At 66.1% G+C, this 12,267-nt stretch carries 14 protein-coding genes; 4 read left to right on the plus strand and 10 right to left on the minus strand.

Annotated elements, in window-relative coordinates:
* Window positions 1–113: 113 nt before the first annotated feature.
* The 7 genes from ACZ6IE_RS08825 to ACZ6IE_RS08855 form a co-directional block, all read right to left on the minus strand.
* Window positions 114–794: a hypothetical protein gene (locus tag ACZ6IE_RS08825; RefSeq protein WP_464607630.1), complete on the minus strand. Its 681-nt coding sequence runs from the start codon at window positions 792–794 to the stop codon at window positions 114–116.
* A complete protein-coding gene (locus tag ACZ6IE_RS08830; RefSeq protein WP_464607631.1) occupies window positions 787–1,494 on the minus strand; it encodes a hypothetical protein in 708 nt (235 codons plus the stop codon). Before ACZ6IE_RS08830 ends, ACZ6IE_RS08825 begins: the two co-directional genes overlap by 8 nt.
* Window positions 1,495–1,497: 3 nt before the next feature.
* Window positions 1,498–2,085 carry a hypothetical protein gene (locus tag ACZ6IE_RS08835; RefSeq protein ID WP_464607632.1) on the minus strand — a complete coding sequence of 196 codons (588 nt, stop codon included), beginning with the start codon at window positions 2,083–2,085 and terminating at the stop codon, window positions 1,498–1,500.
* Complete coding sequence (locus tag ACZ6IE_RS08840) at window positions 2,082–2,459, minus strand: hypothetical protein (RefSeq protein WP_464607633.1); 378 nt, start codon at window positions 2,457–2,459, stop codon at window positions 2,082–2,084. The genes ACZ6IE_RS08835 and ACZ6IE_RS08840 overlap by 4 nt, the downstream gene beginning before the upstream one ends.
* A 92-nt stretch (window positions 2,460–2,551) precedes the next feature.
* Window positions 2,552–3,799, minus strand: a complete 1,248-nt coding sequence (locus tag ACZ6IE_RS08845; protein WP_464607634.1) for a hypothetical protein — start codon at window positions 3,797–3,799, stop codon at window positions 2,552–2,554.
* A complete protein-coding gene (locus ACZ6IE_RS08850) occupies window positions 3,792–4,454 on the minus strand; it encodes a hypothetical protein (RefSeq protein ID WP_464607635.1) in 663 nt (220 codons plus the stop codon). Before ACZ6IE_RS08850 ends, ACZ6IE_RS08845 begins: the two co-directional genes overlap by 8 nt.
* A gap of 93 nt (window positions 4,455–4,547) precedes the next feature.
* Entirely contained in the window at window positions 4,548–5,105 is a 558-nt protein-coding gene (locus ACZ6IE_RS08855) for a MarR family winged helix-turn-helix transcriptional regulator (protein ID WP_464607636.1), read from the minus strand.
* 39 nt (window positions 5,106–5,144) lie between these two features.
* On the opposite strand from ACZ6IE_RS08855, the gene ACZ6IE_RS08860 reads away from it, so the two are divergent.
* Complete coding sequence (locus ACZ6IE_RS08860; RefSeq protein WP_464607637.1) at window positions 5,145–6,080, plus strand: DMT family transporter; 936 nt, start codon at window positions 5,145–5,147, stop codon at window positions 6,078–6,080.
* 109 nt (window positions 6,081–6,189) lie between these two features.
* Here the strand turns inward: ACZ6IE_RS08860 and ACZ6IE_RS08865 are convergent, their stop codons facing one another.
* Both ACZ6IE_RS08865 and ACZ6IE_RS08870 read right to left on the minus strand, forming a co-directional pair.
* Entirely contained in the window at window positions 6,190–7,488 is a 1,299-nt protein-coding gene (locus tag ACZ6IE_RS08865) for a TolB family protein (RefSeq protein WP_464607638.1), read from the minus strand.
* Window positions 7,489–7,638: 150 nt separating this feature from the next.
* Window positions 7,639–8,217, minus strand: coding sequence for a DinB family protein (locus ACZ6IE_RS08870; RefSeq protein ID WP_464607639.1), 579 nt, complete (start codon window positions 8,215–8,217; stop codon window positions 7,639–7,641).
* Between the two features lie 93 nt (window positions 8,218–8,310).
* Between ACZ6IE_RS08870 and ACZ6IE_RS08875 the strand changes: the two genes are divergently transcribed.
* The 3 genes from ACZ6IE_RS08875 to ACZ6IE_RS08885 all read left to right on the plus strand — a co-directional run bounded on the left by ACZ6IE_RS08875 (window position 8,311) and on the right by ACZ6IE_RS08885 (window position 10,776).
* Complete coding sequence (locus tag ACZ6IE_RS08875; RefSeq protein WP_464607640.1) at window positions 8,311–9,489, plus strand: NAD-dependent epimerase/dehydratase family protein; 1,179 nt, start codon at window positions 8,311–8,313, stop codon at window positions 9,487–9,489.
* Between the two features lie 99 nt (window positions 9,490–9,588).
* Complete coding sequence (locus ACZ6IE_RS08880) at window positions 9,589–10,080, plus strand: SRPBCC domain-containing protein (protein ID WP_464607641.1); 492 nt, start codon at window positions 9,589–9,591, stop codon at window positions 10,078–10,080.
* Window positions 10,081–10,140: 60 nt separating this feature from the next.
* The gene (locus ACZ6IE_RS08885) at window positions 10,141–10,776 is read left to right on the plus strand and encodes a TetR-like C-terminal domain-containing protein (RefSeq protein WP_464607642.1); all 636 of its coding nucleotides are present in this window, start codon (window positions 10,141–10,143) and stop codon (window positions 10,774–10,776) included.
* A gap of 99 nt (window positions 10,777–10,875) precedes the next feature.
* On the opposite strand, the gene ACZ6IE_RS08890 is transcribed toward ACZ6IE_RS08885, so the two are convergent.
* Window positions 10,876–12,174 (minus strand): mechanosensitive ion channel family protein, encoded by a 1,299-nt coding sequence (locus tag ACZ6IE_RS08890; protein ID WP_464607643.1) that lies wholly within the window; start codon window positions 12,172–12,174, stop codon window positions 10,876–10,878.
* Between the last annotated feature and the right edge of the window lie 93 nt (window positions 12,175–12,267).

Genomic DNA, 12,267 nt, shown 5'->3' on the forward strand with positions numbered 1-12,267 from the left:
TGGGGCGCAGATAGGGAGCAGGGCTCGCAGGCTGCGCCATCCGGCTTGTCGCGTTTGCGAGCTCGTGGGCTTGGGCGGCGGAGCCTCTGGGGTGCTCGAGACGTGTGGTGACATCATCCGACTGCTTTCGTGGGCGGGGTGCTGATTGAGACGTCGGGGATGGTGCCGCTGAACGTGTGGGCGAGGAGCGTGGTGGTTTGGCCGAGCGACCGCACAGCCGAGAGCGCGAGGAACAGGAACAGGAAGCACTGAAGGAAGATGAGGAGTTGACGTGGTGTCATGGCTTCGCCGAGAGACAGGATGGTGATGCCGGAGGTCAGGCCGACGAGGAAGACGGACATCAGGGCTGTGACGGCGAAGGTCAGGGAGCGACGTCGGCGGCGGACGATGGAGATGACGAGGGCTTTGGTGTCGGCATCCACGTGGTAGCCGTCCGGGATGGGGGCTTTCTCGAGGGCGGCGATGACGGGTGGGAGCGGGGTCCAGGAGAGGGCGTCGGCGCGGAGGTCGCGCAGATACCAGACGCCCAGTGCGATGACGATCGAGGCGCCTCCCGCGGCGGCCGTGAGCATGAGGATGAGGGTGCTGGCCGAGAGGCGGGGGTCCGCGGCGAGCGCGATTATTCCGGCACCCACGAGCCCGCCCGCGACGGCCGATGCCGCGGCGATGAAGAGCAGGGTGAGGATGCGGCGCAGCGAGAAGAACTGGCGCACGCTGCGGGCGTAGATGCGCCAGCCTTCGGACCACCAGTTGCGCGGGGCGGCTGTGGGATGGTCAAGGTGAGCGCTAGTCATGAGATGGGCCCTGCTGGGTGGTGTCCGGCCGGGCGCTGCCGAGGCGGCTGAGGAGTGGGCCGTGGGAGCCCAACATCTTGAGTGAGAGAACGCCAGAAACGGCGTTAGACAGAGCCGAGACCGTGACAAGGACGGTTATGAATGGCGGGCCGCCCGCAACGATGAAGAACACCACCCCGCCGATCAGCAGGAGCGCGACAGCGAGGTAGGTCAGGATGCCGAACGGAAGACGGTCTCGTTGATCGGCGAGGATCGCTCGAACAGCGGTTTCGGTCGGCAGATCGGCGCGCGCCGCATCCGTCACCCCTGAGAGGACACGGCGACTATCTGCGGGTTCGAGACCTTTCGCCCGGGCGGGAACGCGTCCTCGACGGGTGAATATGAAACCGGCGAGAATGGCGGCCGCGAAACCGATGACGATACCGAACAACCCGATGAAGAGCTCGGCGGGTTCGTCACGAGCACCCGGAAGGGCTGAGCTGAGCCACCAACCGAGCACTGCGCCCGCGGAGCCGGCAAGGATGACGACGGCTAGGCCGATTTGCCACCTAGGGGAACGAAGTGTGTGTCGAACAGACTCCGCGGTGAGTTGCCATCCGTCGCGCCACCATACGGCGAACGGTGGTTGAGTGATCGCCGCGAACGGCGCTTTCTTGCCAGTCCCCTGCTTGCGGGACGCGCCATCTGTGCTCGAAGTCATGGTTCAGACCATCCTGTGATCTCGGGAGCTATCGCTCGATACAGAGGCGCCCTGCGCGATGCCGACGTCCTCCGGTCCGCCCATGCGACGTCGGAACAGCAACCACGAAATGAGGATGCCTGCCACTCCGGCTCCGAGCGCCGCCAATGACCAGGTGACGACGTCCGCGGCGGCTGGCTGCGAGAAGGCTTCGGGGGCACGGGATGCAGACAACGCGAGGCTCCCCGATAGAAGGGCCGTCGAGAGCGAGACGGCGAAGATCAGCTCGTCTCGGACTCGTCCGACGGGTCCAGCCATCCAGAATGATGGGTATATTGCCCAGCTCAGGGAGTCCTCTTCAGGCACGGAGTCAGGGTCGCCGAGCTCTCGCCGCTTTCGCTCCTTTGCAAGCTCCGCGCTATGTCTGTAGGAGTTACCCAAGAATGAGAACCACAGGACGGCGAAGCCAGCCGGGAAAGGCGCATCGATGTTGAGGAGCAGGGCTATGGAGACGGTGGCTACGGCAATGAAGCTCACCCAATAAGCGATCGACAGGTTACGCCAGTAACCCTGAGGGGCTGGCGGCAGCGGCATTTCGGCACTCTCGCTCATTCAGACCATCCCTCGATCACGTGCGCCACGGCACGGCGTCGGATGAAGACGCGACCGATGAGGATGCCGGCCGTTCCGAGGGCGGTGAGGATGAAGGCCCACAGGTAGATGCCTCTTGGGTCGGAGACGGTGAGGTCGTCGGCCGAAATGAGCGATGTTGCGATCAAACCGATTCCTATCGTGAGCGAGGACACGGAGAGGGCGAACAACGCCTCTTCCTTCGGATGCCCGATCGGTACCGAGGGTGGCCGGTTGTCGACGGGCTCCGTGGTGCGGCGGGAGAGAACGAAATGTTCCCGCACGGGGATGATCCAGAGAAACGCCAGCGCCAACGGAAACGCGCCCAGCTGGACGACGAGCACGATCGCGATCACGAAACAGACGACGAACGCGCCGACATACCACGGCGAAACGTGCCGCCAAAAGCCTGGAGCATGCGTTGGTCGGTCAGGAGCAGAAAGGTTCGTCACGGTCGAGACTCCCCCTCCGCCGTAGTCGAAGAAGCTTCGGATGCGGAGGGCGGCGCTGATCTCTCGTGGAGGAGCGCCTCGAGCGCAGCGATGCGGGCCGTCGAGCGACCGAGCGAGCGGAAGCCCCGGAAGAGGCTCGCACCCCCGACCACGATGAGCACGGCACCCGCCACGAGGCGCAAGTTATACATCGACGCATCGTCCTGAACGAGCAGCATCACGTTGTAGGACGTGTAGAGAATGAGCCCGAGCGCAACCGCGATGAGCCCGCTCGGCGCAGTGCGCTGGGACATGCGCAAACGGTCTCGGGCAACGTCGATGAGCCGCGCTTCAGCATCCTGGCCCCTCTCGGGGTGCACCACCAGCATCCGCACCTGGCGTTCCTCGGCGCGTTCGAGCGCTCGCGGCCTGGTGTCCCTCTCCATTGCTCCGATCAGGCGGATGGATGCGGCGCAGGTGATCGCAAGTGCACCGAAGAACACACCCAACGTCACAACCGCTGCGACCGACTGGACGACCGATGAATCAGACGAGCCAATCCGGGCGAACAGACCGCTCAGCAGGAGACCGCCCGCGACGCCGACCAGCGCTCCGACCGCTCCAACGATCACAACCCGTCGACCAGCCGGATGCGGAAATACCCGTCTCACGTAAACGGCGATCAGTCGCCAACCCTCGCCCCTCCAACCGCTCGGGGGCACGTCACTGCGAGTCATCGCGGTCCTTCTCGAGGCGATCCATCGGCCTGCCAAGAGCAGAAGCAGACCGGCCCCGGTGGCCGCGAGCGACCAAAGGAATACGCCCATCGCCGTCCCCAGGGCGAGCGTTTCGGGGTGGCTCCACGCGAGCAAGGCCATCCCTGCGCCAAGAAACGTCACCGAGAGCGCGACGGAGAAGAGCGCTTCATCCTTCCATCGTGTGGACGAATTGGACCGTGAGGTCTTTTCCCTGCTCGTAGAGTCCCGAACGGGTTCATCATCCAGTCCGGCCGGATACATGCGGCCCGCCTCCGCCGCCGCAGTAAGGGCTTTTTCATCAGCCTCATCTTCTTGCGAGGCGCGCCAGTTGCTATAGACGAAGACGATCCACACCGTCGCGAAACCCACCGGGAAGGGTCCAATCGCGAAAAATATGATCCAGGCCACGGTCGTTGTGATGACTGCTCCACCCACGTACCACCAGGAGAAGTGGCGCCAGAAGCCATCGCCGGCCGGAAAGTCGCGCTTGGCCGTCGGACTACTCATCCGCCACCTCAACGGGCCGGCCAAATCGCTCGCGCGCGACGGGCTCGATGATGCCGAGGCGCCAGTCCGCCAACCCGAGAACACGCACGCTCACGATCTGCACGGCAGTTATCAGGACGAGTGAGGCGATCCATACCCAGCCGACTGTTCCGAGTTGCCCCTCTTGCGTGATGCTGCTCGCTACGATCAAGATCCCCAGACCGATTATGAGACCGCTCGTGACGACGGTTGCAGGCGAGGCCGCGCGCACATTCCATAGCATTGCGGTTACGGCTCTCAGCGTGGCATCGTCGGCGAACGCTGCGGTTTCCGGGTCTCGTCGCAGAGCCCGCGCCCGTGCCGGATCCGCGCGTGGCGACGGCACCTGCGAGCCGATATCAAGCAAACCCAACATGCTGATCGTGCCTGCGACGCCCATAAGAGCACCGCCGAATGCCGCTAGCGCCGCCGCCCCGATGACGACAGGGCCCGTCTCACCGGGACGTATGACATCAAAACCGAGTATCCCTCCAGCCGCGAGGAAAGTGACACCGAAACCGATCACGATCGCCATCGTCCGCCGACGCCCGCGCAGCACGTAGGGCACATACCCCGCGGCAAGCCGCCACCCGGCGCGCCACAGGGCGGCCTCGCTCGGGCGCTCAGATGCGCTCATGACTCCCCCTCATGTCATCAGCACACTAGCGCGTCGGCGTGTCGGGGCGGGATGCTTGCGGGAAAACGCTCGAGATTGTAACAAGGCGGGTACTCAGCCGTCGACGCGGGCCAACCACTGTGCGAGCAGGGACTCCAGCTGTCTGACATCCGCCGCGGGCATCCCCTCGAGCAGTCGGTGTTCGTTCGCGATGTGGTCGGTGAACGCAGCTTCGATCACCCGCCGCCCCTCCGCCGTCAGGGCCACCACGCGCCCGCGCCCATCCTCGGACGAGGCCCGACGCGTGACCAGCCCGGCGCCCTCGAGCCGGTCGATGCGTTTGCTCATCGCACCGGTCGTGACCATTGTGTGCTGGGCGAGCTCGCCGGGGGCCCGCTCGAAGGGTTCGCCGGCGCGGCGCAGGGCGGCCAGCACGTCGAACTCCCCCTCGGGAAGGCCGTGCTCGCGATAGACGACCGTGATCTCGTCCATCAGGAGCGCCGCAAGCCGATGCAGGCGCCCGAAGACACCTTGCGGCGAAACGTCGAGGTCAGGGCGCTCGCGTTCCCACTCGGTCTGGATGCGGGCAACGTGGTCGTCCCGGACATGGCGGTCCACGCGCTCAGCACGGACCTTGGGGTCATCGCGTCTGGAACCCTGCTTTGCACTCATGTGCCCAGCATACCTTCCCGGGAAGCTATATTAACTTCCATGGAAGATAAATGGCGCTGGGTCCTGATCACTACTGTCGCACCCATCGCGTGGGGCAGCACCTACTTCGTGACGAAACAACTCCTCCCCGCCGACAGCCCGCTCTGGGGAGCCGCCATCCGCGCACTCCCCGCCGGCATCCTGCTCATGCTGCTCGCCCGACGACGGCCGCGCGGCGTGTGGTGGTGGAGGTCGGCCGTGCTCGGCATCCTCAACGTCGGCGCGTTCTTCGTGCTGCTCTATGTGGCCGCGCAACTGCTGCCCTCGAGCGTCGCCGCGAGCATCATGGCCGCCGGACCCCTCGTCATGATCGGCCTCGCCTGGGCCCTCGCCTCGGAACGCCCCGTGCCCCGCGTCGTCGCCGGCGCACTGATCGGGATGCTGGGGGTGCTCCTCATCGTCGCCACCTCGTCCACGGGGGTCAACGCCTGGGGTGTCGTCGCTTCGGCGAGCGCCATGGTCATGTCGGCGCTCGGCTACGTTCTCTCGAAGAGGTGGGCGAGCGACATCCCCGTCTTGTCACTGACGGCCTGGCAGCTGCTCGCTGGCGGCGGTGCCTTGACGATAGCGGCGCTCACATTCGAGGGCACTCCCCCGGCGCTCGACACGGGAGCCATCCTCGGCTTCGCCTACGTCAGCGTGATCGCGACGGCCTTGGCGTTCTGGTGCTGGTTCACAGGCCTCAAACGTTTGAGCGCCGGAACGGTCGGCGTCATCGGCCTGCTCAACCCCGTCTCGGGTGTGCTCCTCGGCACGATCTTCGCGGCCGAACCTCTGACACTCATTCAGATCGGCGGCGTCATCCTGGTTCTACTCGGCGTCTTCGTCGGCCAGCAACGGTCGGCACGGGCGGCGACGGGGCAAGCGGGCGATCCCCAGCCGATACCGAGCAAAGCAGGCACCCCGCAGACACGAGATGACAAGGCGGGTGTCTGACCGACGGCCGACGACCGACGACCGACACTCTGACCGGCAAATCCCGCACACAAGAACGAGCCCGACCGGCGCCTTGCGCGTCAGCCGGGCTCGTCCGAGATTCAACCGATCAGCAGTCCAAAGCGGGAACGTTTATCGTCACCGTGTTCGACGGCCCGGTCTCAACCCCCGCCGCAGTGACACCCTTAACCGTGTAGATGAGCGTCTTCGCATCCTGCGCCCACCATTGCGAGCTCGAGAACGTCGCAGAAAGCGTCCCCGCGTTCAAGCGCGTGTTCGTCACGTTCTTGATGTTCGTGCCGTTCTCATAGATGCGATACGACGCAACGGATGCCTTGGGGTCCGCCTTCCACGTGGCCTTCAAGTCCAGCCACGCATAGGTTCCACCGTTGTTACCGCAGTAGCCCACGCGGTCGACCGTCAGCGCGCTGGGGTCGTTCGCCGTGATCACCTTCGGCTGCCAGGCCGTCTCGCCCGCGTGACCAACCGTCGCCGCCAGCCGTTTCAGGTTCGTACCGTTCTTCGACATCACAGCGATCTGCTGGTATTCGTTCTGCACGACGGGGCTAAAGACGAATGCGATCGAAGATCCGTCGGGCGACCATACCGCGTCCGTCGCCTGGCGCAGGCCCGTGTTGTTGCCGGTCAGGTTGGCGAAGTTGGTTCCGTCCACCGACACGCGTGCAATGTCGAAACGCTGCGTGGTCTCGTTCTGCCACAGGCTGAGCAGAACAGTCGAGCCGTCGGGCGAGAGCTTCGGCTCACCGAACGGCGAGCTCGAGGCTGAGCCCGCCACGGTCTGGCTCGGCAGGTTCTTGCACGTCTTCGCGCTGGTCGTCGTCGAGATCGTGCACAGCTGGTTCGTCTTGTTGACGTAGAGCACGCGGTCGCTGTCGGGGTACCACGACACGTAGCGAGAGGCGCTCGGCATATCGGTGGTGTTGGTGATCTCCTTCTTCCCCGAGCCATCCGGGTTGATCGTGACGATGCGCGACGCGGCGTTGTCCGAACTCAGCACATAGGCGATGCGCGCGCCGTTCGGCGACCAGACCGGGGCCAGCGGGTAGTTCGTCGTGAAGGTTTCTCCGCTGTAGAGGGTCTTCTTGTTGGTGAAGTCCGCGTTGGCGGTCATGACGTTCGACGGCTGTCCGGCCGTGGTCTGCGAGGTGTAAACAATGCGCTTGCCGTCAGGAGAGAACGACAGGTTCTGGTCGTAGATCGTGGCACCCGCGTACTTCGCAATACCTGACGACGTGCCATCCGGCTTGATGGTGTATCCGTAGCCGTGATAGATGTTTCCATTGCTCGTGATCGTCGTAGCCGCGGTGGCAGCGGCGGCTGGCACGAGGGCCAGGGTGAGAGCAGCGGCAGCCCCCGCGGCAAGAATTTGTAGAGACCTTCTCTTCACAGCGTTCCCCTTTAGACGTGACGGTCCGAATGAGCCCACCGATCGAGGCTCGCACTCAGAGTGCCAGGGAGCGGCTGGTTGGGGAAGGGGTAGCTCTGCCCTCTTCGTCGAGGGGCCCCTCAGCCGGTGATTCGGATGCCGCGAGCGCTCCTATTCCGCCCGCCCCGCCGCCTCACGCGCCGCACGCTCGATCTTTTCGTGCATCTGAAGCCAATGCGCGGCATCCGTCGTCGAGATGTTCGGGTCGTTGGGCCCGTTGCCGACCGAGCCGTCGATGAGTTCGCGCAGGATGTCGGCATGTCCCGCGTGACGCGACGTCTCGACCGTCATGTGCACGAGAATCTGATGCAGCGTCACGTTGCCGCGCTCCCCCGGCCACCACGGCACACGGCCCGGGGCGTCGATGTCGAGGGCCTCGATGGTGGCGTCGGTCTGCTCGTTCGAGTAGTGGTGAAAGTCGATGATCTCGGCGAGCGACTCGTCGGCCGTGGCCCACATATCGGCGTCGGTCGTCATGTCCCACGCGATCGGGCGGTCGGCGGGGCGCCCGAACACATCCGTGAAGTAGCCAAGCTGCGTGCTGGCGACGTGTTTGACGAGGCCGATCAGGTTGGTTCCGGTGGCCACGAGGGGTCGCCGGGCGTCGTATTCGCCGAGCCCGTCGAGCTTGCCCAGCAGGTCGGCCCGCCTGACTTTCAGATACCCGTGCAGCTGTTCCTTGTGATCCATGCTCCGACTATGCCGCGTGGGCCCCGCGTCGCGCTAGGTCTGCCGTCAGCGAACCCCGCCCCAGCCGGCACCGTGCCTTGCTTGACTGACCCCATGAGAATCCTCGTTTTGGGTGGAACGGCCTGGTTGGGTGGCGAGATCGTCTCGGCGGCATTCGCTTCGGGGCACGAGGTCACGTGCCTCGCTCGCGGTGAGTCGGGTCGTGTGCCCACGGGTGCCCGCTTCATCAGCGCCGACCGCGACAAGTCGGATGCCTACGCCAGCGTCGTGCCCTCGACATCCGAGCCATCGGCCGAACGCTGGCATGCCGTCATCGACCTCTCGCGCTCCCTCGACCAGGTGCGAGCCGCCGTCGAGGCCCTCGAGCCCCACGCCGACGCCTACCTCTTCATCTCCTCGACGAGCGCCTACGCCAGCCAATCGGAACGCAACGCCGACGAGGATGCCGCCACCTTCCCCGATCCCGACCCCGCCACCCCTGCCGCCGACGTCCCCTACGGCGTCGCCAAGGCCGCCGCCGAGCGAGCAGTCCTGGCAGCCTTCGGCCCCGACCGCGGCACCATCGTTCGCCCCGGCCTCATCGGCGGCCCCGGAGATCCGTCGGGCCGCAGCACCTATTGGCCGACCCGTTTCGCGCGCGCCGCCGAAGGCACGTCCACATCGACGCTTGTTGCACACCCGTCCGACGACGAGCGGATGCCCCCGACCGACGCCCAGCGCCCGGTTCTCGCACCGGCGGTCCCCGACCTGCCGACGGCCCTCATCGATGTGCGCGATCTCGCCCAGTTCATCGTCAGGGTCGTCGAGCGCGGCATCCGGGGAGTCTTCAACGCAAGCAGCCCCGCCCTCCCCTTCTCGGAGCACCTCGCAGTCGCGCGCCAGGTCGCCGACCACACGGGGCCGGTCGTGGAGGTCGAGGAACGCTGGCTGCTCGACCACGGCGTCTCCCCGTGGGCCGGCCCGCGCAGCCTCCCGCTCTGGATCGACGACCGCGACTGGTGGGGCATGAACGACCGCGACGTCTCGCGAGCCCTCGAGGCGGGGATGCAGCTGCGCCCCCTCGCCGACACGCTGACCGACATCCTGAGCGCCGAGAAGGCCGCAAGCTCTCCTCCGGCAGCCTCCAGCGCGGTCACGGGCGAGGAGTCGGACAAGGGCACCGACGCCGACACCGCCGCCGACACCGACACCACCGCGGCACGTAACAACTCGCGGGCGGGTCTCTCGGACGCCGATGAGGCTCAGCTCCTCACAGCCTGGGGGTCACGTTAACTGACTACTGGGAAGGCTGCCGTCCCGTGCGACCTCGAGGTGGCCGTATGGTTGACCAACGGCAACTTTCGCAGCACTCCACGCTCCACAGGAGGACGCATGACCTGGCGCACGAACGACACGCTCTCGACGACAGACTGCGACTACGAGGTGGTCATCGCAGCACCCGCCGCCGAGGTCTGGGCGAGCATCGTCGAATCCGATCGCGTCGAGCGGTGGTTCTTCGACAGCTCCCTCAGCACCGATTGGACCGTGGGCAGCCCCATTCACTACCTCGCCCACGACGGCACGGTCGAAATTGCCGGGATTATCACGTCCTACGACGAGCCGAACTCCTGGTCGATGACCTTCGAAGCGCACTGGTCGAGCGACGGAACCGAGCAGGTCGCGCCGGCGGGTGAAGTCACGTGGACGGTTACCGACGAGGGCGGCCTCACCCGGGTCTGTCTCGATCACACGGGCATTCCCGGAGGTTTCGAGCAGGCGCAGGAAGTGGCGGCGGGCTGGCCCTACCTGCTGAGCAATCTGAAGACGTACATCGAAACCGGCTCGCCGATGCGGGCGAGGGTCACACCGTTCGACGATGAATGACCGCGGGCGCGGCCTGCCAGCCTCACCCGGCTCAACCGACCCCCGACAGATAATAGGCACATGACCGCATCCATCATCTCGCTGCGCGATATCGGCATGCCGCCGTCTGACGAGCCCCGCACCGCACGCACCCTGCGCGCCCTCACCACGGCGCTGCTCGAGCTGCTCGAACACAAAGACCTGAACGACATCGGCGTCGCCGAGCTGTGCCGGGCGGCCGATGTGCACCGCACCACCTTCTACGGCCACTACCGCGGCATCGAAGAGCTCGCGGCCGACATCTTCGGGCGCATCGTCGACCGCCTCGCCACGGTCGACGTCACCCGCGACAGCCTCGCCCACCCGTCGGTCGTCAGCGCCAGCTACCAGGAGTCGCTGCGCCAGATCCTCGCCCACGTCAGTGAGGAGCGCCCCGCCTATCGAGCGCTGTTCCTCGCGAAGAACGACGCCGGGTTCCGACGCATCCTCGTATCGACGCTGCACAAGCGCATCGCCATCGCCCTCGACTTCTGGCGCGAAGCCGGCGTGGAGATGTCACCGGCGGGTTCGGCCGAGATCGCCGCGGCTTACTTCGCGGGCGGCACGATGGCGTCCATCGAGCAGTGGGCTTTGGGCGACGACACCGACGCCGAGGCCTATGCGGCGGCCGTCATGTCGCTCCTGCCGGCCTGGTGGCCGGCGCCCGTATCGGCCTGACCGACCCGACTCACGCACTAACGGGCCGTGTTGACCGACACTTGCCGCCACGGCAGTGGAGACCGCTGCCCGCAACGCTCGTGGCGGGCAGCTCGGTTCTTACTCTCGACGACCGTCCGTCCGGTCCTCCCACACGTCGCCACGCTCACCGCGCTCCGACCGCTCAGAGCGCTCAGACCGCTCAGCGCGGTAACCGCGGTCAGAACCGTCCGCAGCCAGCGCAGCCTCTTCGGGGCTGATCGTCGTGATCCGCCCCGTGAACAAGCTCGCGCGCTCCTCGGCCGCCTGATCCCCCGAGAACAACCCGTGGGCGTCGGTCGGCACGTTCTTCTTCTCGCGCGTCGGCGCACGCTTCTCGCCGGGCTCGGTGATCACCACGCGCTCGCGCGGCAGGGCACCCGGGCTCGTCTCATGCAGCCAGGTCACCAGGGCTTCGCGCACGTAGCAGCGCAGGTCGAACAGTGTCGGGGCGTCGACAGCGGTCACGAGCACGCGGATGCGCACATAGCCACCCACGGCGTCCGTCACCTGCAACACCGAGGCGCGACCATCCCACAACTCGGTCTCGGCCAGCACACGGTCGAGTTCTTCTCGCATCTGCGCGGGAGAGACGCGCCAGTCGAGGTCGAACTCGACGGCGCCCAGCAGCTCGGAGTTGCGACGCGTCCAGTTCTGGAACGGCGTCGACGTGAAATAGGTGGAGGGCAGAACCATGCGGCGGTCGTCCCACAGGTGCACGACCACATAGGTGAGCGTGATCTCTTCGACCCGGCCCCACTCGGTTTCGACGATCACGACGTCGTCCACGCGGATGGCATCGCTGAAAGCCAATTGCATGCCCGCGAATACGTTCGCCAGGCTCGACTGCGCCGCCAGACCGGCCACGATCGACACCACACCGGCCGACGCCAGGATGCTGCCACCCACGGCCTGCGCCCCCGGGAACGTGAGCAGAATGGACGCGATCGCGACGATCACGATGACGACAACGGTCAGACGTCGCAGAATCAACACCTGCGTGCGCACGCGTCGAGCCACTCGGTTGTCGGCCACATCGATGCGATAGCGGTCGAGCCCGGCATCCTCGAAGAACAGGGCGAGGGATGCCACGAGCCACGCCCCCGCAGCGATCATCAGAATGCGCGCCACGAAGTCGATGGTGCCTCGCCAGTCGGCATCGTTGACGGCTATGGCCAGCGCCACCCACACGAGCGCGATCAGCAGCACGATGCGGAACGGCCGCCGCACCCGGTCGACGAAGCGCTGCACCCAGCGTTCCCGCCGCGCGATGCGCCGGAACACGAACGCCACGATCGCGGTGATCACGATGGCGGCGAGTGCTCCGAGGGCGGCGGATATGCCAGCCCTCACGAAGACGTTGTCGAAGAATTCCTGCACGGATGGCTCCAGTCACGGGTCACGGTTGTCGGGGTCGTGCGAACGCCGTCGTTCACCAGTACTGATCTATGCTCGCAGCTTCTCCCCCGCAGG

Source organism: Okibacterium sp. AC114 (assembly GCF_979253355.1).

Coding starts and splice junctions, on each gene's coding strand:
- ACZ6IE_RS08830 (WP_464607631.1), bottom strand. CDS start 1,494: ATGACTTCGAGCACAGATGGCGCGTCCCGCAAGCAGGGGACTGGCAAG.
- ACZ6IE_RS08845 (WP_464607634.1), bottom strand. CDS start 3,799: ATGAGTAGTCCGACGGCCAAGCGCGACTTTCCGGCCGGCGATGGCTTC.
- ACZ6IE_RS08850 (WP_464607635.1), bottom strand. CDS start 4,454: ATGAGCGCATCTGAGCGCCCGAGCGAGGCCGCCCTGTGGCGCGCCGGG.
- ACZ6IE_RS08855 (WP_464607636.1), bottom strand. CDS start 5,105: ATGAGTGCAAAGCAGGGTTCCAGACGCGATGACCCCAAGGTCCGTGCT.
- ACZ6IE_RS08870 (WP_464607639.1), bottom strand. CDS start 8,217: ATGGATCACAAGGAACAGCTGCACGGGTATCTGAAAGTCAGGCGGGCC.
- ACZ6IE_RS08880 (WP_464607641.1), top strand. CDS start 9,589: ATGACCTGGCGCACGAACGACACGCTCTCGACGACAGACTGCGACTAC.
- ACZ6IE_RS08875 (WP_464607640.1), top strand. CDS start 8,311: ATGAGAATCCTCGTTTTGGGTGGAACGGCCTGGTTGGGTGGCGAGATC.
- ACZ6IE_RS08825 (WP_464607630.1), bottom strand. CDS start 794: ATGACTAGCGCTCACCTTGACCATCCCACAGCCGCCCCGCGCAACTGG.
- ACZ6IE_RS08835 (WP_464607632.1), bottom strand. CDS start 2,085: ATGAGCGAGAGTGCCGAAATGCCGCTGCCGCCAGCCCCTCAGGGTTAC.
- ACZ6IE_RS08860 (WP_464607637.1), top strand. CDS start 5,145: ATGGAAGATAAATGGCGCTGGGTCCTGATCACTACTGTCGCACCCATC.
- ACZ6IE_RS08885 (WP_464607642.1), top strand. CDS start 10,141: ATGACCGCATCCATCATCTCGCTGCGCGATATCGGCATGCCGCCGTCT.